The sequence below is a fragment of the Chryseobacterium sp. DZ-32 genome (genome assembly GCF_059587025.1).
In genome coordinates, this window is sequence record NZ_JCAIOM010000005.1 from 74,371 (window position 1) to 96,550 (window position 22,180).

The 22,180-nt window shown below is 39.6% G+C and carries 15 protein-coding genes; 3 read left to right on the forward strand and 12 right to left on the reverse strand.

Translation table 11 applies throughout. From position 1 onward, the window contains the following. The 3 genes from galT to AC59HC_RS07020 all read right to left on the reverse strand — a co-directional run. Positions 1-453, reverse strand: a 453-nt coding sequence (gene galT, locus AC59HC_RS07010; RefSeq protein ID WP_496558302.1) for a galactose-1-phosphate uridylyltransferase, incomplete at its 3' end; no start/stop codon positions are given. Next, positions 437-1,621, reverse strand: a complete 1,185-nt coding sequence (gene galK / locus AC59HC_RS07015) for a galactokinase (protein WP_202842862.1) — start codon at positions 1,619-1,621, stop codon at positions 437-439. The genes galT and galK, both read right to left, overlap by 17 nt. Positions 1,622-1,783: 162 nt before the next feature. After that, positions 1,784-2,656: an AraC family transcriptional regulator gene (locus AC59HC_RS07020; RefSeq protein ID WP_202842864.1), complete on the reverse strand. Its 873-nt coding sequence runs from the start codon at positions 2,654-2,656 to the stop codon at positions 1,784-1,786. A 156-nt stretch (positions 2,657-2,812) separates the two neighbouring features. Here AC59HC_RS07020 and AC59HC_RS07025 point away from each other — a divergent pair, with 156 nt between their 5' ends. Further along, positions 2,813-3,409 carry a hypothetical protein gene (locus tag AC59HC_RS07025; RefSeq protein ID WP_202842866.1) on the forward strand — a complete coding sequence of 199 codons (597 nt, stop codon included), beginning with the start codon at positions 2,813-2,815 and terminating at the stop codon, positions 3,407-3,409. A gap of 124 nt (positions 3,410-3,533) precedes the next feature. Here AC59HC_RS07025 and AC59HC_RS07030 read toward each other — a convergent pair whose 3' ends face one another. From AC59HC_RS07030 to AC59HC_RS07055, 6 genes are read right to left on the reverse strand one after another with little or no spacing between them, the layout of a single operon-like run. Further along, the gene (locus AC59HC_RS07030; protein ID WP_496558303.1) at positions 3,534-5,567 is read right to left on the reverse strand and encodes an alpha-glucuronidase; all 2,034 of its coding nucleotides are present in this window, start codon (positions 5,565-5,567) and stop codon (positions 3,534-3,536) included. Between the two features lie 27 nt (positions 5,568-5,594). Then, on the reverse strand, positions 5,595-6,569 hold the full coding sequence (locus AC59HC_RS07035; protein ID WP_496558304.1) for a glycoside hydrolase family 43 protein: 975 nt from the start codon (positions 6,567-6,569) through the stop codon (positions 5,595-5,597). Positions 6,570-6,590: 21 nt separating this feature from the next. Then, on the reverse strand, positions 6,591-7,700 hold the full coding sequence (locus tag AC59HC_RS07040; RefSeq protein WP_496558305.1) for an endo-1,4-beta-xylanase: 1,110 nt from the start codon (positions 7,698-7,700) through the stop codon (positions 6,591-6,593). Positions 7,701-7,710: 10 nt separating this feature from the next. Beyond that, positions 7,711-9,156: an MFS transporter gene (locus AC59HC_RS07045; protein ID WP_411413878.1), complete on the reverse strand. Its 1,446-nt coding sequence runs from the start codon at positions 9,154-9,156 to the stop codon at positions 7,711-7,713. Positions 9,157-9,183: 27 nt separating this feature from the next. Beyond that, positions 9,184-11,088 (reverse strand): sialate O-acetylesterase, encoded by a 1,905-nt coding sequence (locus tag AC59HC_RS07050; protein WP_496558306.1) that lies wholly within the window; start codon positions 11,086-11,088, stop codon positions 9,184-9,186. 32 nt (positions 11,089-11,120) lie between these two features. Next, positions 11,121-13,496, reverse strand: a complete 2,376-nt coding sequence (locus AC59HC_RS07055) for a beta-L-arabinofuranosidase domain-containing protein (RefSeq protein WP_496558307.1) — start codon at positions 13,494-13,496, stop codon at positions 11,121-11,123. Positions 13,497-14,010: 514 nt separating this feature from the next. On the opposite strand from AC59HC_RS07055, the gene AC59HC_RS07060 reads away from it, so the two are divergent. Then, complete coding sequence (locus AC59HC_RS07060; protein WP_110009792.1) at positions 14,011-14,697, forward strand: NUDIX hydrolase; 687 nt, start codon at positions 14,011-14,013, stop codon at positions 14,695-14,697. 650 nt (positions 14,698-15,347) lie between these two features. Further along, positions 15,348-17,069 carry an RICIN domain-containing protein gene (locus AC59HC_RS07065; protein WP_343643297.1) on the forward strand — a complete coding sequence of 574 codons (1,722 nt, stop codon included), beginning with the start codon at positions 15,348-15,350 and terminating at the stop codon, positions 17,067-17,069. A 659-nt stretch (positions 17,070-17,728) separates the two neighbouring features. On the opposite strand, the gene AC59HC_RS07070 is transcribed toward AC59HC_RS07065, so the two are convergent. The 3 genes from AC59HC_RS07070 to araA are packed head-to-tail and all read right to left on the reverse strand — an operon-like array spanning position 17,729 to position 22,141. Further along, positions 17,729-19,456 carry a sodium:solute symporter family transporter gene (locus AC59HC_RS07070; RefSeq protein ID WP_411413874.1) on the reverse strand — a complete coding sequence of 576 codons (1,728 nt, stop codon included), beginning with the start codon at positions 19,454-19,456 and terminating at the stop codon, positions 17,729-17,731. Positions 19,457-19,459: 3 nt separating this feature from the next. Further along, on the reverse strand, positions 19,460-20,617 hold the full coding sequence (locus AC59HC_RS07075; protein WP_202842888.1) for an aldose epimerase family protein: 1,158 nt from the start codon (positions 20,615-20,617) through the stop codon (positions 19,460-19,462). Between the two features lie 27 nt (positions 20,618-20,644). Next, the gene (gene araA, locus AC59HC_RS07080; protein ID WP_343608899.1) at positions 20,645-22,141 is read right to left on the reverse strand and encodes an L-arabinose isomerase; all 1,497 of its coding nucleotides are present in this window, start codon (positions 22,139-22,141) and stop codon (positions 20,645-20,647) included. Positions 22,142-22,180 lie beyond the last annotated feature (39 nt).

Here is a 22,180-nt window from a genome sequence, read left to right on the forward strand (position 1 = left end):
AACATAGTTGATATGGTCCAGAGCGGCCAGCTCATTGAACTGCTCCTGCCATACATCCACCACATTTTTGATGTGTTCCAAAGACATTTCCGGCAAAGTAAGGCTGTGGTTTTCAGAAAAACAAACCACCCTGTTGATTCCTCGTTCCGGAAGTAGAGTAAAAAATCCTGACTGTTGTTCAGAAAAATCAACTTCTTCATTCAGCAATGCTCCAAAATCATTGTTAAAGACATAGGTTCCTTTATATTCAGGGTTACGGTCTCCATTAGCACGAATATTTCCTGAGCAGAGATAGCAGTCCGGGGCATATTCAGGACGGTTTTCTGTTACTGTTTCTTCTCTCTGCCCCTGCCATGGCCTGTTTGCCCGTTGTGGGGAAACGAGTATCCATTCATCCAAAAGAGGATTGTATCTTCTGTGGGGATGTTTTTTAGGGTCAAATAATGTATTCATTGGTGTATTCTTTTATCCCGTCTGAAATTTTAACCTGGTAAACTTTCATCTCAATATTAAAGTGTTCAAAATATTTTTCACTGATGGCCTGAATTACTTCCTCAACTTTATCTTCCTGAATCAGGTTGATGCTGCAGCCTCCGAAACCTCCTCCCATCATTCTTGCTCCCAGTACACCTCCCTGCTGCAATGTGTTTTCAACCAAAAAATCAAGTTCTTCGCAGCTGACTTCAAATTCAGTGGACAGCCCGGCGTGAGTTTCCGTGAGAAGTCTTCCCAGATGCTCAACATTTCCTTCTGAAATAGCTTTTGCCGCCATTTCTACCCTCTTTATTTCTTTCAGTAAGTAGAGACATCTTTTATGTGAAACACTTCCCATTTTCTCTTTAACACTGTCAAGCATAGTTGTGGTAAAATCCCGGAACTTCTCTACTTCGGGGAATTTTTCCCATAAAACTTTTTTTCCATGCTCAACATCTTTACGCCTTTCATTATAGCCGGATGTCAGATGACTATGTTTTACACAGCTGTCAAAAAGCAATAAGCTGTATCCTTTAAGGTCAGCATCAAAATATTGATGTTCCAGGGAATTGCAATCAAGCATAATGACCTTATTTTCCTTTCCGAAAACGGAGGCAAACTGATCCATAATTCCGCACTGAACTCCTGCAAAAGTATGTTCGGATTTTTGCCCGATCACCGCGATTTCTTTTTTTGACAGCCGCAGATCAAAAAGTTCATTAAGGATATAGGCAAAACCGCATTCAAGAGCGGCCGAAGAGGAAAGCCCGGATCCCATCGGGATGGTACTGCTGAAAACAATTTCCATTCCGCAAAATTGATTTTCGGGTTTCTGCAGCTGACTGAAAACGCCTAGAATATAGTTCATCCACATCTGCTGTACCGGTTTTACCTCTTTTGTAACATCAAATGTATATTCTTCTCCAAGATCCTTGGCTATGATCCTGCACAAATTGGTCTGTGGCCGTCTGCGGACAGCAAAACAGATGTATTTGTCTATGGCAGCAGGCAATACAAAGCCGTCGCTATAGTCTACATGCTCACCAATAATATTAATTCTTCCGGGAGAAAGGAAAATATGTTCAGGCTCTTCTTTGAATTCGGTCCTAAACTTTTGCAGGGTTGGGTTGATTAACTGTTCATCCATATCAATCTTTTCTGATCAAACAGATCCTGGGGATCTTAAGTATAAAACTACTGAATTTATAACAGAGAAATTATACTTTTAAACATTATTATAAGTGTTAAATATACACTTAAATTTCAATACATTCCAACACAGCAATTTATTTTTAAACCCGACTGTGAATTACTCCATAAAATAATTAAATTCTTTTCTGTACTGAGAAGGGCTTTTACTGATATACTCTTTAAAAGTCCTGTTAAAATAGCTGAAGTTATTGAACCCCGATTCAAAGCAGACTTCCGTAATACTCAAAGGCTGTTCTGCCAGAAGCTTAAGAGCATGGGTAATTCTGTATTCGTTGACAAACTGTGTAAAGGTTTTATTGGTAATTTTTTTAAAATACCGGCAGAAAGACGGCACTTTCATATTGGCAAGATCAGCCATCTCCTCGAGGGTTATGGCTTCTTTGAAATGATCTTTAACGTAATTGAATATAAGATTGATTCTTTCATTATCTTCAATCTGTGTCTGAAGGTAATATTTCCCTGCATTTAAAATCCTGTAATCCTGGGTAACAGACAGTTCATCCAATATTTTCAGAAATCTGCACAGCTTGTCGAGGGAGGAAGCATCATGCATCTCCGTAATCTCTTTCCCGATTGTTTTCTTCACTTCTTCCCCGAATACGATTCCTGCTTTTGACTTTTCCAGCAGTGCAGAAATCCTTTGCATCTCCGGAATATTCCAGATCGGTTCTCCTAAAAAATCAGGCTTAAACTGAATCACCATTTCATACTCATTATGTGTACTTTCATTGGTCAGTCCACAATGTGGAAGGTTACTTCCTATCAGTACAAGATCTCCCTCTGAAAAATAAGTGATACTGCTTCCGATCTGTCTTTTCCCGGAGCCTTTGCATACAAAAATCAGCTCAACCTCGGGATGGTAATGCCAGACATGAGATTTTATATTCTCATTAGTCAGAAATTTAAGGCTGGTAAAACTGCTTCCTATAGTAGGTCTTACCGCCTCAAAAGAAGGATTTACATGTTTCATAGGCCAAATACAAATAATTTCATATGCAAAATTAACAAATAATACACTAATATCATTAAACAAGGTTAATATAGTACATTAATATGAAAATTTAATTATAGCCTGAGAATTATTGCTGCCATAGCTTTGCAGTATTAATCCTAAAAGCCTTAACCCATGAGCACATTATTAAAAGCCGTATTTTTTGCAGGAGCCTTATTGTTTTCAGCAAATGTAATGAGTAAGGACAGAGATTTTTCCCTTTCCTTTGGAAACGTACAAGACAAAACCTTGAATTTTGAGCTTTCAAATGCTAAAAGTGTTTCTGTTTTTGTCTATAACACTGCACATGACGAACTATTTTCCGAAAATCTTGCAGATGGAGATCATGTGATCAAGACTTATGACTTCCAGAGCTTTACACCGGGGACGTATTATCTGGTAGCAGAATCAGAAGCAAAGATCGAAAAATACAAGATTAAAATCAATGCTGATAATGTAATGGAGGTGGAAAAAACACCTGTAAGCGCTGTGCATAAGCCTGAATATACAATTTCCGGGCATATGGCCAAACTTCACATGTCTGATGTAAAAGGACCCGTAAGCATTTCAGTATATGATCTTTCCAATACAACATATTATACTTCGAACAAAAAATATGCTGACGGCAAGGTGGATATCACTTTTGATCTTGATCCTAAAACAGCAGATCAGTATATCATCCAGGTTGAAGAAAACGGAAATGTTTTTAATAAAATAATTTCTCTCCGATAAAACGGAATATATACAGATAGATTGACCTATCGATCATTCCAATTATTTTGGATTAAAATTTTACTTACAGTTTATTGTTTTGAGGCAGCTCATTTCCAATCAGGAAAAAGAGCTGCCTCATTTTTTAATTATGATGACCCATGTTCAGTTTAATCTTTTTCAGATCTTCCAGTTCGTGAACAGGACGTTCTATATCATAAGGAATCGGCTTTTTGGAAAAAGTCTGGAAATACAGCAGACAGGCATCTTTCCACCATACCGCATCTTTAGATTGAATTCTGAGTTTTGACTGAACATCGGCAAATCGCTGTTCATCAATATACGGTTCCATTCTATCCCAGGTTTTCTGATATTCCCTTACTTTTTTCACTCCTGAATCATACGTATAGCACAGCTCATCCCACAAAGATTTTCCATCTTTCATTGTATAATCCCACGGAACATGATGAAACCAAAGAATAAGATTCTCCGGGCAGGTTGAGATATTTCCATACCTTTCATTCAGTGGCGGAAAATACTGTGAAACAGCATTACTTCCTGTTTTTGTCCTGTCAAAACCTACTCCTTTAGCATCAGCCTGATGGTAATAGACAGGGGACCAGTCCGGTCTTCCGCCTTTATAATCTCCCCACGGTTCAGGGCCGTAGTGATGTCCTCCTGCAAAGATATGATGAAGTCCTAAAGGCATCATATAATCCACAGCGGTTTCTCTGGAAGAAAGCATCATTTCTTTTACCGGATTCAGGAAGTTCTGATCGTCTGTGAAGGTCATTTTAATCCATTCATCGGCAATCTGCTCTGAGCTCAGCTCGTGATTCCATGCTAATCTGCCGAATGCATACCAGTTGGCCTGTGCAAAATGATGCCCCGTCCAGTTCGTGTCTTCCCCGATATTGGCAACGGCTGAAATGGCTGTCAATTTTGCAGGTCTTAACGTACCGTCTGTAATTTTTGCAATCGTGGATCCCTGTCCGTCAGAATAGGTGTCGCTATCCAGTGTTTCTTTGAATAAAGGTGCCAGAAAAACCAGATGATTTGAAAAGCCCAGATATTCCTGGGTGATCTGAAACTCTAACATTTCGGAAGTTTTTCTCAAAGCTCCGAAGAGTGGATTAAACGCTTCACGCGGCTGGAAATCAACAGGTCCGTTTTTGATCTGAATAATTACATTATCCCTGAATTTACCGTCCAGAGGAACAAATTCCAGATAAGCCTGTTTGGCTCTGTCGTCTTTGCTTGGACTGTAAACAAAGGCTCTCCACATCACGATCCCGTTGTAAGGTTTCAGGGCATCAGCCATCATATTGGCTCCGTCTGCATGAGTTCTTCCGTAATCCTGAGGGCCCGGCTGCCCTTCGGAATTGGCTTTCACCAAAAATCCACCAAAATCGGGAATTAACTTGTAAATTTCAGCCGCTTTATCTTTCCACCATTTTTGTACGTCTTTATTCAACGGATCTGAATTTTGTAATCCGCCCAGCACTTTAGGTGAAGAAAAATTCACGGAAAGATATACCTTGATGCCGTAAGGTCTGAAAATATCAGCCAAAACCCTTACTTTTTTAAGATAATCTTCCCTAAGCATATTGGGCGATGCATTCACATTATTCAAAACAACGGAATTGATTCCTACAGAAGCATTGGCTCTTGCATATTCTTCATAACGCGGAGAAATTTTTCCAGGCAGATCTTCCCATTTCCAAAGCGATCTTCCGGCATATCCTCTTTCAATACTTCCATCCAGATTATCCCAATGATCCAGAACCCTTACATCGTATGAGGGTTTTTCTATCGTATTTAAATGAGACAGATCGACTTTTGTCTGCTGCAATCGTAAGATATGATAGACTCCATACAACAGTCCTATTTCTTTTCCTGCAGAAATAACAATTTTTTCAGGCGTGGAAACAATCCTGTAACCGTCTTTCAGGTTTTTCTCTTTGTTTTCTGTACGAAGTTCCACCGTCTGTCCCTGCCAGTGGCTGCCCAGCTCTTTTCTGGCAATATTCAGGGTTGGACTGCTGCCTTTGGAAATAATTTGATCTGCCGATATTCCGTTTTTTGCAGGAAACCGAAGCCAGAGCTGACTTCCGTCCTCCGCGAAAACCAGCAAAGGAAATATCAGCAAAAATAGAATGTTGAGTCTCAGATATCGCATTGAAAAATTTTAAATTATTAAAGATGGCTATGCCTGGTCATCAAGACCTTCAATCGTTTTGATTTTGCCTTCGTTATCGTATTCCAGTTCAACAACCTTCATACTTCTCAGCCATGTTTTACCGCCACTAGGAACAGAATCATGGAAAAACAGATACCATTTTCCTTTGAACTCCACGATGCTGTGATGGGTAGTCCATCCTACCACCGGAGTAAGAATTTCACCCTGAAAAGTAAACGGACCGTAAGGATTATCCCCGGTTGCATAGCAAATCAGGTGGGTGTCCCCTGTAGAATAAGAAAAATAATATTTGCCATTGTACTGATGCATCCATGAAGCTTCAAAAAAGCGGTGCTTATCTCCATGAAGCAGCGGTTTTCCGTTTTCATCGATGATGATAACATCTTTAGGTGCTTCGGCAAACTCAAGCATATTATCGCTTAGCAAAGCCACCTTTGAGTGGATCGCAGGTTCATCATTTTCAGGAATTATTGCAGATTCAAGTGCTTTATTATCTCTATAGCGCTGCAATTGTCCACCCCAGATTCCTCCGAAGTACATATAATATTTTCCTTTATCTTCAAAAATGCAGGGATCGATGCTGTAACTTCCCATCATCGGATGTTTTTCAGGAATGAAAGGTCCGTAAGGTTTATCACTCACTGCAACACCGATTCTGAAGATATCATTTTGGTCTTTCAGGGGAAAGTACATATAATACTTCCCGTCTTTGAAAGCAACATCACAATCCCAAAGCTGTCTTCCCGCCCATGGAATATCCTTTACCGAAAGCACTACGCCATGATCTTTAATTTCTCCGCTGTCCACATCATCCATTGAGAAAACATGGTAATCATTCATATCGAAGTGATCCCCGTTATCGTTTTCTTCAATTCCGCTTTCGCGGTCGTGAGAAGGATAGATATAGATTTTATCTTCAAAAACATGAACGGAAGGATCTGCCATATAATCTTCCGGGAATAAATATTTTGATTTTTTCATTAAGTAAAAATTCTATTGATTTTAATTTTTCTCTGCCAATTTTATTATTTTTTGTACCACAGGTTTCTCCTGGTCTTTCCTGTCAAACAGCAACGGATAATCTGTTCTTCCTTTTACCGGAAAATCGTTTTTCCAGGACTGCTTATCGGTAACTCCCCATAAGGTCACCCTTCTTATTTTATCTTTATGTTGCAAGAACAAGCCAAAGAAATCAAGGTAACGTTTTTCCCATTTCATTTCTACTTCTTTGGGAAGTCCTTTGGTGTAGGGATTCATTTCTTTCTGATAGGCAACAGTGTCCGAAACATTGGCAGAGCTTCCCCATGGAGAAGGCAGTGCACTGATTTCAAGTTCTGTAATATTGACTTTAACTCCTGCATTGGAATATGCCAGAATTGCTTTCCCGTATTCATCTATGGAAGGGTTATCCATCCCGACATGGGACTGCATTCCTACCCCATCAATACGGATTCCTCTTGATTTAAGTTTTTCAACCATTGCAATGACTGTTTTTACCTTTTCAGGATACCATTCATTATAATCGTTGTAATATAATTCTGCATTGGGATCGGCTTCCTGTGCATACTGAAATGCCAAAGGAATAAAATCTTCACCCAGGATTTCATAAAATTTACTTTTTCTGTAGGATCCGTCTTCAAGAATGGCCTCATTGACCACATCCCATCCTTTTACTTTTCCTTTATAACGGGAAACTACGGTTGTAATGTGGTTTTTCATGCGCTGTTTCAATACTTCCGGAGAAACATCTTTTCCGTTGTTGTCCACAAAAAACCATTTTGGTAACTGTGAATGCCAGATTAACGTATGTCCGATGATGAACATCTTATTTTTCATCCCGAAATCAACAAATTTATCAGCGTCATCAAAGAAGAACTTTCCTTCCTGAGGCTGCAGGAACATAGATTTCATACAGTTTTCCGCAACAACAGAGCTGAATTGTTTTTTGATAATCGCCGCTGCTTTCTGATCTGTCCCGTCAATCTGGGGAAGGCTCATGGCAGTTCCGATATAGAATTTATCCTGAAATGCTTTTTTTAAAGTACCATCGGATTTCTGCGCCGACAGCCCGGAAGCGGTAAGAGCCGCCAAACCAATTAAAATACGTTTCATAGTTATTTTTTTATTTTCTTCTTTCAGCCAGATCTTTTTCAATCTGAACTTCCATTTTTTTATTGATTTTGTAAAATAAAAGCAGTCCGCAGGCAATGAAAAACGGTATGGACGGGAAAATACTCACAAGCATCTTCGCTCCTGCTGCCACTGTCTCAGGCTGAATAACCTGTTCGCTCCCGTGTACTGAAATGTATCCGTATTTTCCAATGATCAAAGCTACCAGAGAGCTTCCGATGCTTAGACCTACTTTCAATCCTACCATCATGGCAGAAAAGATAATAGCGGTTGCCCTGCGGTTGTTCTTCCATTCCGAATAGTCGGCCACATCAGCAATCATTGCCCACAAAAGCGGTGTGCTGATTCCATAAAAGAATCCGTGTAAAATCTGTGACAGGAACATCATTCCCACTGCTTTCGGAGGGTAAAATATAAAAGCGAGGATAAATAATGTAGAAATGAATAATGACGCAATAAAAGTGTCACGCTTTCCAAACCGGTCTGCCAGTTTTTTAGAGAAAGTAATCCCTACAATCATCATCACAATTCCTCCTGCATTAAATAATCCGAACCCTGCAGATTTCGGGTCTTCCCCAAAGAAATTCATCCCTGCAGAATTAAAAAATGCTGTAATGGGTGAGATAAAACTTTTGAGAGCATTTTCATCCACATAGTTGTTAAAATAATATACGTAAGAACCTCCTTTCATGGCCAGCGTGATGAATATAAATGCAGTCACGGTAAGCATAATAATCCACGGCCTGTTCTGGAATAAATCTTTTAAATCCTCTTTCAGACTTGATTTCTGCTCCGGTTTGGGAATGATTCTTTCTTTGGTGGTAAAAAAGGTAATCAGTAACATGACGGATCCGATCACCGCCAGCCATGTCATAACGGTCTCGATCCCCTGCGCTTTATCTCCGTGTCCTACATATAGAATGATTGGCAACATAAATACCTGTACAAAGAACTGGGCAAACATCACCGCTACAAAACGGTACGAAGAAATACTGTTTCTTTCTCCCATATCTCCCGTGATAACACCGCTCAGAGCAGCATATGGTAAGTTATTGGAAGCATATAATAACAATAATAATGAATAGGTAACCGCAGCATAGATCATTTTACCCTGGTAGGAAAAGTGAGGCGTGCTGAAGGCCAAAAGTGCTGCAATACCAAGCGGAACAGCGGTAAATAAAATCCATGGACGGAATTTCCCCCATCGTGAGCTTGTACGGTCTGCCAGTGCTCCGATAAGCGGATTAAAGCCAAACCCGGCAATTAAACCTACAGTAAGGGTAATGACAGAAGCATCTTCTGCTTTGAGTCCGTAAATATCTGTATAAAAATAGGTCAGATAGGTGACTAAGGTCTGAAAAACAAGGTTGGCTGCCAGATCTCCCAGGCTATACCCTACTTTTTCTATTACCGATATTTTTTGTGGTTGATGATCCATTGATTCTAATAAGGTTTCTATGTTAAATTAATTTTTTTCTGTTGTAAAAGGTGAAGCCGGAAGCCCGCTTTTGTTTTTAAGATTGCCGTCTGGGTTGTCTGCCCAGTCGTAACGTACATTGACAGGACTGGTTAACTGATCATTCCATACCATCACTTTATTTACTTTTGCTTCTGCTTTTGCCCATTGGTAGCTGCCATCCTTCTGCTGTATGGCAAAACCTTTAAGACTTCCCTGTATCAGATCGTCCGTCCCGGGTTTAAAGGATAAAATAATGGTATTGCCTTCTGTCTTCATCGACTGATAAACGGGGCCGTCAGCTATGATTTTTTTGCCTTCCCCAATTTTCAGGGCCTGTAAAGCTAGCCTGTCACCTACTGATTTTTTATTGAGCGGATGAATATCGTTCCACTCTCCCACATCAATCGTTACCGCAAGTCCTGAATAAGGAACATTAAGAGAAACCTGTCTCTGCTGTTCTCTCAGCTCAGCCCAGTTGCTTTCAATCGGTTCATCTTTTTTCTCCATGAAATTGGCCAGCTGCACAATGAAAAACGGCAGATCATTCTTATTCCATTTTGAGCGCCAGTCTGAAATCATTGTTGACAATAAATCTCCATATTCTTTTGGTTTTCCTGTATTACTTTCACCCTGGTACCAGATAAATCCTTTGATTTTATAATTGATCAGCGGATTAATCATGGCATTGTAAAGACCTACCGGTTTCCAGCGGATAAATGTCTGTCCGGGAGCCATTTTTTCCATTTTTGCTCCTATTTTATATTTCCACTCGCCTTTAAGGTCTGTTTTTTGTCCATCAATTTCTAAGTAATACGGTTTATCAGCGATAAACTGCCCTTTTCCGCTGCCATTGATGACTCTTATCGTGATGATGTTCTTTCCTTCTTTTAAAACACCTTTCGGAATGTCGTACCATCTCGGCGGATATTCATAGGTTACATTTCCTACTTTGATTCCGTTGATGTAAGTAATATCGGCATCTTTTATTCTTCCCAGATTCAAAAACGCTGTTTTCTGATCCACTCCTTTTGGAAGAATAATTTCTTTGCGGAACCATACCGAACCGTCAAACGAGCCTTCCTGATCTTCCCATGAGCCTGGTACCATCATAGTTTTCCACCCGGAATCACTGGCGTTATCTTTTTCCCAGTGCTGATTGAAGCCAATGTCGCTCTGATCCAGCTCTGAATACCATGCTTTACTTAATGATCTTTCCTGGGATTCTGTAGATTGTATCAGATCATCATTTTTCCATTTTTCTGCTTCAGCCAGGTATTCCGGGTATTTTTTGAGTGATTTTTCATCCATCCAGGCCTGAACCGGAGAACCTCCCAGACTGGTATGAATGATTCCTACAGGAACTTTGTTTTTGTCATTCAGTTCTTTCGCAAAAAAATAAGCAACGCCTGAAAAATCAAGAATAGTCTGAGGATTGGTACTTTCCCACTTCCCTCCGTCAAGATCATTTTGCGGAGCTTTAAAATTATATTTCTGCGGAACCGTGAAGAATCTTATATTCTGATTATTGGCGTTTTTAATTTCATTTTCATACAAAGGTGTCAGCCTGCGCATCGGAAGTTCCATATTGGATTGTCCTGAGGCTACCCATACATCACCAATAAGAATATCTTTAAGGGTGATCTCATTAATCATCATGGTATATGGACCTCCGGCATTAAGCTTTGGAATCATAAGAGACCAGTTTCCCCTTTGGTCTGCTGTGGCATTATAGGTTTTATTGATAAACTTAATTGTAATTTTTTCTCCTGCATCTGCATATCCCCAGATTTTAAGATCCTGATTTCTCTGAAGGATCATTCCGTCTGAAACCAATGCGGGAAGCCTTACCTTTGCATGAAAACTGCAAATAGCTGCAAGAAAAAATAATAAATATATAGTTCTGTTCTTCATGGAAAAAATCTGTTTTTAATGTTGGTTCAGCTTTATTTCTTTTCGTAATTTTCTGTCAGTAAACGGACTTCAATGACTTTAGCGGTCATGAGTTTTTCATCTGCAAGGAATTTTACACTAAGATTTTCTTTATTCTTTTCTGAATCCGGAATCGGAACAATCAGATATTGAGGTAAACTTCCGGACTTTCCTTCCAGATTTTGGGTAATGATTTTTTTATCGTTGATCTCAATATTCAGCGTACGGCTGGTATTCGCATCAAAGTACAGCAGGTAAAGGTATGAAGCATTTTTTCCGGTATTTTTAATCCGGTAACTGAACCAGCCTTTGGCATCACGGAAATGGCGGTCTTCCATATATCCTGTACCAGAGTCTTTGCTTTCTATAAAATGGTCTGATTCCGGCTGCTGTTCGCCCAATTGGATCTTATCTGCGGTGATCATATCCAGCTTTCTGGTTTCTGCTTCTTCTTTTGCCCTTTGCTTCAAAATATTTTCTATTCCGTTTTTATCAGCCTGAGGCCAGTATAAAATATATCTTTCTGCCTGAATACTGTAAAACGGCACAAGACTGAGCCCTTTCCCGAATTTTTCAGACGGATAAAGACCTGTAACGGTAAAGTTGAGCGGTTTATTGTTCGAAGGCTCAACATGACTGACAACTTCTGAAGAATTTCCGAGGATAACAGGAATTTCGTTTAAAGGAATCTGCGGACCATGAGCAATATGGCCTCCTCTGCTATCGTCCGCAAGAAGTCCCTGTTGGTTTTCGGTCCCGTATTTTGCGGCAAGCACCACAGGGCCGTATTTAAATGCATAATAACTGGAGCGGTCAGGCAGCTGTTCTGCGGAAAGATGCATAGGTAAAATCATTTTTACGACATCACCTTTTTTCCATTTTTTAGTCAGCGTAAAATAACCGTCAGAACCTCGCTGTACTTTTTCCTGTTTTCCGTTGATCAGAATTTTTACTTCCGAAGGTGTAGTCCATTCGGGACATCTAAGTTTTACATCAAATTCTGATTTTCCTGCAGCATCAAAGATCAATGTTGTTTCAGGAACTTCCGGGAAGTTATTGACCTGGCGGAGCACTACTTTTTGCTGTTTCCATGTCAATGTGGAAGGGATAAATAAGTTCACATATAAATCCTTATCCGACCGGGCATAAATCATTTCTCCATATTTGGCATGGTTTTCCATTCCGGATCCTACACAGCACCAGAAGCTGGTCTGAGGCTGCGAATACACACGGTAATGTCCGGGACGCATTGGCGTAAAGTACACAAAGCCTCCCTGATCATGATTTTCTGTGGAAAGAATATGATTGTATAAAGCTTTTTCGTAATAATCTATATAATACGATTCGGGCTGCGTTGCATAAAGCTCTTTGGTCAGCTTCAGCATATTATAGGTATTGCAGGTTTCGGGACCTTCAATACTTTTGATCATGCTGCTGAAATCATTGACAGGGTTAAAGTGCTCACTAACACTGTTTCCGCCAATAACTGAAGATCTTTTCTCTGTAACGTTATGCCAGAAAAAATCAGCGGCATTACTCCAGGACGTATTATTCTCAAGATCGGCAATACGTTTATAGCCGATTACTTTTGGAATCTGTGTATTGGCATGCAGTCCTGTAAGTTTATCTTCTCCTGATAAAAGCGGTGTAAGAATAGCCTGATGGGAAAAACGGTGAGCCAGTTTCAGATACTTTTTATCATGAGTGATATCGTAAACATCTGCAAAAACTTCGTTGAGCCCTCCATGTTCACTGCGCAGCATATCCTGTATCTGTTCATCAGAAAGATCCGACACTTCATTCATCATCCAATCTGTAAGCTTTACAAGCATTGCCTTTGCTTTTTCATTTTTGGCATACCAATACGCATCGCGCAGCCCTGAGTAAAGTTTGTGAATATTATATAAAGGTACCCAGCGGTCGTTCAAACCGAAGCCTGAAGTGCGAATATTTCCCTGTTTTATTTCTTTCCAGATTCTTTTCCCGTTAGGAATCCCTGAAATGTATCCGTCCGGAGAGGTTTTCTGGCACCGTTCCAGTTCATTGATCATATAATCAATTCTCTGTTGTATCGCAGTATCTCCTGTAGAAGCATACATCAGGGATAATGCGGAAATATAATGTCCTCCTATGTGACCGTCCAGTCCTGTATTTTCCCAATTGGGATAATTATCTGCCCTGGGTTTCAACCCGGCTTCTTTAAGATAAGGAGCCAGCAGCCTGTCAGGTTCCATTGCCATGAGATATTGACGGTCTGCCATCATAGCTTTATTGAAAACACTCTCTGATAACTTTACAGTTTCCAAAGGGAAATAATGAATTTTCTTATTCATCTGCGCTGAGGCAAATGAAGCAAAACACAATAAAATAACCGAAAGTTTTGGGGTCATGGATAAATGTTAATTCAACATTTCTAAAATAACAGAAAGAATCTATATACGAAACATTTCCTGAGTCTGTTTGACTAATTTTTTCATTTAAAACTTTCAATAAAGCCCTGAAAACAACAAAAAACACACTACCTTATCATAAAAAATAAGATAATTAATTCACAGAAAAACAAAACCTTAAAACCATATGATTCCCTATGAAAATGAATTCAGAACATGTTTTGGCAAAAATTTCAAAGATATAGCAAATACCTTATCGTATTTTTAACGTTAAGTCCCTTTTCTTGACTATTATCAATCTTATTTTTAATTTTAACACAATTTTAACATTCAATTCATGTATGATTAACCTGATTTCTGTGATATTTTCCGGTTTTGATAACGGTTTTACCTCCCAAAATATCCTTTAGAAATAATTTTAATGAAATAAATCATTCAGATTAAAAAGTGTATGAATCACATTTATATAATATCATATTCATAAAAGCTTTACCTTTGTAGTAAAATATAAAAGATGACTGAGGATTACTCCCAATATCCCAAACACCTTGTTGCTGTTGACTGTATCATTTTCGGTTTTGACGGCGAAAATCTTAAAATACTTTTGGTAAAAAGAAATTTTGAACCTCAAATGGGCGAATGGTCGTTGATGGGTGGCTTCGTTGGCAGTGAGGAAACCTCTGATGAGGCGGCCAACAGAGTTCTGTGTACATTGACCGGTCTTGAAAATATTTATCTTGAACAGCTGAAATGTTATACGGAAATTAACCGTGAGCCGACAGCCAGAATCATGTCTATCTCCTATTATGCACTGATCAATATTGAGAAAAACATCCAGATCAATGAGCAGTACAGTGCAAAATGGGTGGAACTGCAGAAAGCTCCTGACCTTATTTTCGATCATAACGAAATGGTAAAGGATGCTGTAGCAAGATTAAGAAGAAGAGCTTCCACAGGACCTATAGGATTTGAGCTTCTTCCTGAAAAGTTCACAATGAAAGATCTTCAGAATCTTTATGAAGCTATTTTTGATGAAAAATTTGACAAGCGGAATTTTACCAGCAAGATCAACAGTATGGATATCCTTGTGAATACGAATAAAAAGGATATGACGTCATCCAGAAAAGGGTCTTTTCTTTATCGGTTTGATGAAAAAAAATACAATAAAAAAATCTCGCGGGGATTTATGTTTAAAATCTGATAGACCAACCTGTTTAATTTTGGAAAAAGTATTCCAGAAAATTAACAATTTAGAATGATAGAAAATTCAGCATACTCTTATTAAAATCTCACTTTTGTGAGATTTTTTTTGTGCTCCTGGCGGAAATCTCCAGCAGGACAAACAGTTATTTTGTCTTTTTTCAGAATGATCGTCATAAAAATTTATGATAAGGTTTTTTCTTTTTTCCTACCACACAAGGCGTTATAATTATATGGTTTACAATCCTATTTATGATATGTAATTTTTTGTTAATTTTTGATAAAATATTGATTTATATTTAATATTATGTGTATTTTTATACAAAACTAATAACCATATTTAATAACAACTCAAATTTTCACAAACCCCGAACTTAACTTCGCGGCAACCAGAAAAAGAGAGAAAAAGATTTTCAAATTGCAAACTGAATAGAAATGATTCCAGTATTCTACCTGAAACCGGTATTTAGGTAAGGAGATATGGAGACAAACAGGTTAAACGGTTTAGTAATCTGAAAATCAATCCTTATTCAAATCCACCGTTAATAAAAATTAAGAAGTTTTACTTATCTGCGCAATACTCCTGCGCGGGAGGGAGAATCAAAATATTGACGGCTAAAAAATAAGACCAAACTTTAAATATATCAAATTATGAGAACAAACAAAATGTGGCTTTTTCTGGCCTTTCTGTTAATTATTCTTTCCAGCTGTTCTACGATGGATGAAAAAAATTTACTAGAAGACCCTGACACCAACTTAAGTGCCGGCGCTAGCGCAAGAGCATTGGCCGCAACACCAATGCTGCATGTCGGAGGCAAATACCTTAAAGACCCCTGTAACAATAATGTTGTCTTACATGGTGTCGCCATAACTCCAAGCCCCTGGTTCAATGGCTGTCAGTATGGCGCCAATTCCGGCTACTGTACCTGGGATAATTACAATGTACAGGGCGCACTGAACTATAATAAAGCTGTTATGAACAAGCTCAGCAGCACTGCTGATGGCTGGTATCTCAATTACATCCGCCTTCATATTGACCCGTATTGGACCAATGATCCCGGACCGGCTATCCCTGAGAACGATATCTCAAGATTCAATTATAACCGCCTGGTAACTTATACAGATCAGGTAATAATCCCACTGATTAACCATGCCCGCAGCCTGGGAATGTATGTCATCCTACGTCCGCCAGGCGTATGTCCGAGCCGTATTGCAGTGAATGATGCGTACCATAGCTATCTTAAGACGGTATGGACTTTCCTTTCTCAACATCCGGGCCTAAAGAACGCTGACAATGTAATGTTCGAATTAGCCAACGAACCTGTTGAGATTCTGGGCACAAATGGCACATGGGGATCGACTGGAAACGAGCACTTTGCAGCACTTAAAAACTTCTTCCAGCCACTGGTTAACATCATTCGCAACAATGGAGCCAATAATGTTTGCTGGATACCGGGCACAGGATGGCAATCCCATTATCAAGGCTATGTCAATAACCAGATTACAGGTGGTAATATTGGTTATGCTGTTCATATCTATCCGGGTTACTGGGGCGGTCTCAGCAACTATCAAGCCTTTCAGAATGCATGGAATATCAATGTTAAACCGATTGCAGACATAGCACCGATTGCCATTACCGAGACCGACTGGGCACCTCAGGGATATGGTACCTTCGGCATCGGTACAACAGGTACCGCAGGCGGAAGCGGATTTGGCGCTAATTTAAAATATATCGTGGATCAGTCAGGCAATGTAAGCTGGAATGTTCTTGCCCCGGATAATCTCCTCCACAAAGGCGATCCTAATGCAGGAACAGCCTACAACAACGATTGGGAAGCCTGCGCCGCACCAGTTAAACAGTGGTTCCAGCAATATGCATCCTCCAATTATCCTGTTGGAAACTGTAATACAACCAGCAGCCTGGTTAATAATGGTATTTACGAGATCGAGTTTCAGACCGATGCCAATAAAGTAGTTGATCTAAAATCCGGAGAGGATGCCAATGGCGCAGTGTTAAGACCATGGACAAGGAATGGTGCTGCCGCACAACGCTGGGTTGCAATTGACGCCGGCAATGGTTACTGGCGTTTTGTATCCAAAGCGAGTGCAACCAATCGCTGCATTGATTTAGCCAGTAACAGCAATACACTGGGAACTTCGATCAGGCTTTGGCAGAACTATGGTAATGATGCACAAGCCTGGCAGGTAGTTGCTGTCTCCAATGGTTATTATAAAATCCTGTCCAAGGTGGACCCTACACGTGGCTGGGACATTCCCAACTGTACCATGGATGGCAATTCAAACTTACACCTTTGGGATTATTACGGTACTTCATGTCAATTGTTCAAGTTCAAATATATTGGAATGAACTAATTGTCAGAAGATATAATAAAAAAACCAGGATGCTTTTTAAGCATCCTGGTTTTTTTATTGATGTGAAAAGTCAATTTTGCTTCGCAGTCAATGATGAATTTCTAAAATTAACAGTGAAACGAATTCACTATTGACCATTCACTTTTAAAAAGTCAATTTTGCTTCGCAAGTCAATGGTGAATTTTTAAAATTGTCAAGTGAAACGAATTCACTATTGACCTTTCACTTTTAAAAAGTCAATTTGCTTCGCAGTCAATGATGAATTTAAAATTGACAGTGAAACGAATTCACTATTGACTATTCACTTTTGTCATATATTCAATCTGCACAAAATAATCAGCAAAAGCATTGCATACGATCAAAACTAAAGTTCAGATTCAAATATATTGAGATGAACTAAGCGCAATAGAAGTGCATATAGCTAATTCTGAAACAAAAAAATAGGATGCTCAAAAAGCATCCTATTTTTAATAATGTGTGAAAAGTCATTTTGCTTCGCAGCCAATGGTGAATTTTTAAAATTGACAAGTGAAACAAATTCACTATTTACCATTCACTTTTAAAAAGTCAATTTTGCTTCACAAGTTAATGATGAATTTTTAAAATTGACAGTGAAACGAATTCACTATTGACTATTCACTTATAACATATTTCTACGTTTACCAAAATCTTACATACAAGACGGTCAGTAAAAGCAGCGTCATCACAATCAAAACTAATGTCCTGTTGTCTACTTTAAACATTGCTACATCAATGGCAAAGGCTTTAGGGTTTACTTTTGGACCTGCAAGACTGATCAGGATCATGGCAATTATGGTGATAAAAAACGACCATCCCATATTAATCAGGAAAGGAATTTCGGTAATGGTATGAACCACCCCATTTTCCAGCTTTTCATAAGTGAATGCTGTATACATCCACGTCTCTTTCCCGAAAATTTCAACGGCAAAACTGTTGAAGAAGATCGCCAGGACAAATCCTAAAATCACTCCTACCAAAGCAGCTATGCCAGTCGTTCTTTTCCAGAACATTCCCAGAAGGAACATGGCAAAAACTCCCGGACTGATAAAGCCTGTATATTTCTGGATAAATGTGAAACCTCCTTCACCACCAATTCCTAAAACATCTGTCCAGGTAAAGGCCAGTGCTGCCATCATTGCAATAATAATGACCCAGCGGCCTGTTCTCACCATCTGAATTTCGGTGGCATCTGTTTTAAGGTATTTCTTATAGATATCCAGGGTAAAAATGGTTGAGATACTGTTCACTTTTCCTGCCAGTGAAGCTACAATTGCTGCGGTCAATGCTGCAATAGCCAATCCTTTAAGTCCAACAGGTAAAAATCCTAATATTGCAGAGTATGCCCCGTCTTTCACTCCGTTGAATCCCGGAAGGTGTCCTTTGGAATATAAAACATAAGCAGCGATTCCCGGAAGCATTACGATTACAGGCATGAATAGTTTCAAAAAACCTGCAAATAAAATTCCTGTTCTTGCCGTTTTGAGATCTGCTCCCAAAGCTCTCTGTGTAATATACTGATTGCATCCCCAATAGTTCAGGTTAACAATCCACTGCCCGGCAAAATACATGGCCAGACCCGGTAACACTACATATTTCTGTACCTCAAGGTTCTGAGGCATTGCCAAAGTAGTAGTCGTAGTTGTTGGTTTTTGAAGAATCAGCTTAAAGTGCTGCGGAGCCTCATTGATCAGGGTATTGAATCCTGCCAGCGCATTTCCTACAGCGGCTCCGTTGATTCTCTGATCCACGATCTGCAACGCCATATACACCGTTGCAAAACCTCCGATAATAAGGACAGCCACCTGTATAACGTCTGTATATCCAATTACTTTCATTCCTCCGAGACCGATCAGAAGGGCCATAAGCAAAAGAGCGATCATAATACCGTGAAGATGCTCTCCTCCCAGTAAAGTATCGATGGCAAGAGCACCAAGGTAAAGAATGGAGGTAAGATTCACGATAACATACAGAAACAGCCAGAATACGGCCATGATGAGCGAAACAGATTTGTTATACCTTCTTTCCAGAAACTGGGGCATGGTATAGATCTTATTTTTAAGATAGATCGGAATAAACCAGACCGCAATAATGATTAACGCAAGAGCAGCTATCCATTCATAAGCAGCAACAGCAATTCCTACAAAGAAACCTTCACCACTCATTCCGATAAACTGCTCAGCAGAAATATTGGAGGCAATTAAGCTGGCTCCGATCGCCCACCATGTCAAAGATCCTTCCGCAAGGAAATAATCCTTACTTCCTGTAGATTCGGATTTTTTCTTTTTATAGATCCATAATCCGTAAGAAGCTACCACTACAAAATAGATCAGGAATATGATGATATCAATAGTTGCTAATTTTCCCATAGTTTACTTTTTTACGGAGAATTTATAGATGGTTTTCGAGTGGTATTTCTGTCCGGGCTTCAATTCTGTAGAAGGAAAAGAAGGCTGGTTCGGTGAATCCGGGAAGTGCTGTGTTTCTAAGCAGAACCCTGTTCTGAATTCATTTTTACCACCGGTTTTGGTATCAAACTTTCCGTCAAGAAAATTTCCGGAATAAAACTGCACACCGGGTTCATCTGTGAAGACTTCCATTAATCTTCCTGTTCCCTGGTGATACACTTTTGCGATACTTCTCAAACCTTTTCCATTCAAAATCCAGTTATGGTCATATCCTTTTCCTTTTTTCAGCTGATCATCATCTGCACTGATATCTTTTCCGATAGACTTTGAAACCGTAAAATCAAAAGGAGTTCCTTTTACGGCTTTCTGTTCACCGGTAGGAATCAAGGTTTCATTCACCGGAAGAAAATGATCTGCATTAATCTGCAGTTCATGATCGGTAATCGTTTTAGTAAAATTTCCTGACAGGTTAAAATAGGAATGCTGGGTAAGATTCACTACAGTAGGCTTATCTGTTTCAGCTTCATACGAAATTTCCAATGCATTGTCGTCTGTAAGCGTGTAAAAAACGGTTGTTGTTAATTTCCCCGGATATCCTTCTTCACCATCTGCACTGGTATAAGATAATTTCAATGTCGGAAATTTTGCATCTTTTACGACTTCAATATTCCAGAATCTGGTGTGAAACCCTTCTTTTCCTCCGTGAAGGCTGTTAGGGCCATCATTTTTGTTGATTTCATAGGTTTTGCCATCGAGTGTAAATTGGGCATTGGCAATTCTGTTGCCGTATCTTCCGATCAAAGCACCGAAATAATAAGGGTTTCCATCGAAATATCCTTCAGGTTTTGTAAAACCCAGAACCACGTCTTCATATTTCCCGTTCTTATCAGGAGCTGTTAAAGAAGTGATAATCCCGCCGAAGTTGATGACTTCAACTTTCATCCCGTTTTTATTGCTTAATGTGTATTTTTTAATAGAATCGCCTTTGGGCGTCACTCCATAGTCTGAAGTTTGAACATTCTCCATTTTTCCTGAAATATCCTGTTTGTTATTTTCTTTTCTGCAGCCGAAAATAATTAAAAATAATAAAATAAAAATGCCGTTATATGTTGTTTTTTTCATAATTATTTACATATTTTTTACAATTAATTAACGATAATACATTTCATTCCAACGAAGTGTATTTTTAAAATCACGCATTCTGGTATCTTCATCAATGACTAATGATTCAATTCCTGCTATTTCAGCAAAATCTTCCAGCTGTTCTGCCGAAATATTTTCACTGTAACATGTATGGTGTGCCCCCCCTGCCAGTATCCAGGCTTCTGCAGCTGTATATAAATCAGGAAGAGGTTTCCATAAGACTCTTGCTACCGGAAGTTTTGGCAGCTCTTCTGTAATTTCCAATGCTCTGGTTTTGTTGATCAGCAGTCTGAAATGGTTTCCAAAGTCCATCAATGCAGCGTTCAGAGAGTCAATATTTCCTCTGGAGTTAAAAACAAGACGAACGGGATCTGCTTTTCCTCCGATTCCCAACGGATGGATCTCACATGAAGGTTTCCCGGCTGCCAGCACAGGATCTACTTCCAGCATATGGGAGCCCAGAATAGAAGGATTGGAAGGATCTAAATGATAGGTATAATCTTCCATAAAAGCATTTCCTCCTTCAAGGCCCTGCCCCATTGTTTTCATGGCACGTACGAGCGCCGCTGTTTTCCAGTCTCCTTCGCCTGCAAATCCGTATCCTTTCTGCATCAGTCTCTGTACGGCAATTCCCGGCAGCTGTTCCAGCCCGTGAAGGTCTTCAAAGGTATCTGAAAATCCTTTAAATCCACCTTCTTTTAAAAATTTTTCAAGTCCTAATTCAATTTTTGCAGCGGTGTGCAGCGAACTTCTGTTGGCTCCTCCTTCCAAAAGGGAAGCTGCCATGTGATAAGAAGATTCATATTCTTCCATCAGGCTTTTTATTTCTCCTTCGCTTATTGAATTGATAACTCCGACAAGATCACCGATTCCCCAGGTATTGACTGAAAAGCCGAACCGGGTTTCAGCTTCTACTTTATCTCCATCTGTAACGGCTACAAACCGCATATTATCTCCGAAACGCGCAAATTTAGCTCCCTGCCAGTCGTCCCAGCCTGCAGCAACACGGCTCCAGTCGCCGATCTGCTTCTGAACTCTTTCTTCCGACCAGTGCCCTACCACTACTTTTCTGTTCTTTCGGAGCCTGCTTACCATAAAACCAAATTCACGGTCTCCGTGAGCTGCCTGGTTGAGATTCATAAAATCCATATCCATGGTAGACCACGGAATATCTCTGTTGAACTGGGTATGCAGATGCAGAAGAGGTTTCTGTAAAATTTTTAATCCTCTGATCCACATTTTGGCGGGTGAAAAGGTATGCATCCACGTGATTACTCCTATACAGTTTTCTGCATGATTAGCGGATGCAATGGTTTCAAATATCTCTTCGGTAGTTTTTACCGTTGGCTTTACAATGACTTTTACCGGAATGAAAGAAGATTTTTCAAGTTCTTCCCCAATTTTTTTTGAGTGGTCTGCTACCTGCGCCAGTGTTTCTGGTCCGTATAAATGCTGACTTCCTGTGATGAACCAGACTTCTTTGGTATTGAGAGGTGTTAACATAGTTTTGTTGATCGTTAATAGTTGTTTATCTTAAAGTGT

Excerpts from the sequence above, each read along its gene's own strand:
- AC59HC_RS07035 (WP_496558304.1), bottom strand. The coding sequence starts at position 6,569 with ATGAAAAAATCAAAATATTTATTCCCGGAAGATTATATGGCAGATCCT.
- AC59HC_RS07070 (WP_411413874.1), bottom strand. The coding sequence starts at position 19,456 with ATGGGAAAATTAGCAACTATTGATATCATCATATTCCTGATCTATTTT.
- AC59HC_RS07040 (WP_496558305.1), bottom strand. The coding sequence starts at position 7,700 with ATGAAACGTATTTTAATTGGTTTGGCGGCTCTTACCGCTTCCGGGCTG.
- AC59HC_RS07030 (WP_496558303.1), bottom strand. The coding sequence starts at position 5,567 with ATGCGATATCTGAGACTCAACATTCTATTTTTGCTGATATTTCCTTTG.
- galK (WP_202842862.1), bottom strand. The coding sequence starts at position 1,621 with ATGGATGAACAGTTAATCAACCCAACCCTGCAAAAGTTTAGGACCGAA.
- AC59HC_RS07050 (WP_496558306.1), bottom strand. The coding sequence starts at position 11,088 with ATGAAGAACAGAACTATATATTTATTATTTTTTCTTGCAGCTATTTGC.
- AC59HC_RS07060 (WP_110009792.1), top strand. The coding sequence starts at position 14,011 with ATGACTGAGGATTACTCCCAATATCCCAAACACCTTGTTGCTGTTGAC.
- AC59HC_RS07045 (WP_411413878.1), bottom strand. The coding sequence starts at position 9,156 with ATGGATCATCAACCACAAAAAATATCGGTAATAGAAAAAGTAGGGTAT.
- AC59HC_RS07075 (WP_202842888.1), bottom strand. The coding sequence starts at position 20,617 with ATGAAAAAAACAACATATAACGGCATTTTTATTTTATTATTTTTAATT.
- AC59HC_RS07025 (WP_202842866.1), top strand. The coding sequence starts at position 2,813 with ATGAGCACATTATTAAAAGCCGTATTTTTTGCAGGAGCCTTATTGTTT.
- AC59HC_RS07065 (WP_343643297.1), top strand. The coding sequence starts at position 15,348 with ATGAGAACAAACAAAATGTGGCTTTTTCTGGCCTTTCTGTTAATTATT.
- araA (WP_343608899.1), bottom strand. The coding sequence starts at position 22,141 with ATGTTAACACCTCTCAATACCAAAGAAGTCTGGTTCATCACAGGAAGT.
- AC59HC_RS07055 (WP_496558307.1), bottom strand. The coding sequence starts at position 13,496 with ATGACCCCAAAACTTTCGGTTATTTTATTGTGTTTTGCTTCATTTGCC.
- AC59HC_RS07020 (WP_202842864.1), bottom strand. The coding sequence starts at position 2,656 with ATGAAACATGTAAATCCTTCTTTTGAGGCGGTAAGACCTACTATAGGA.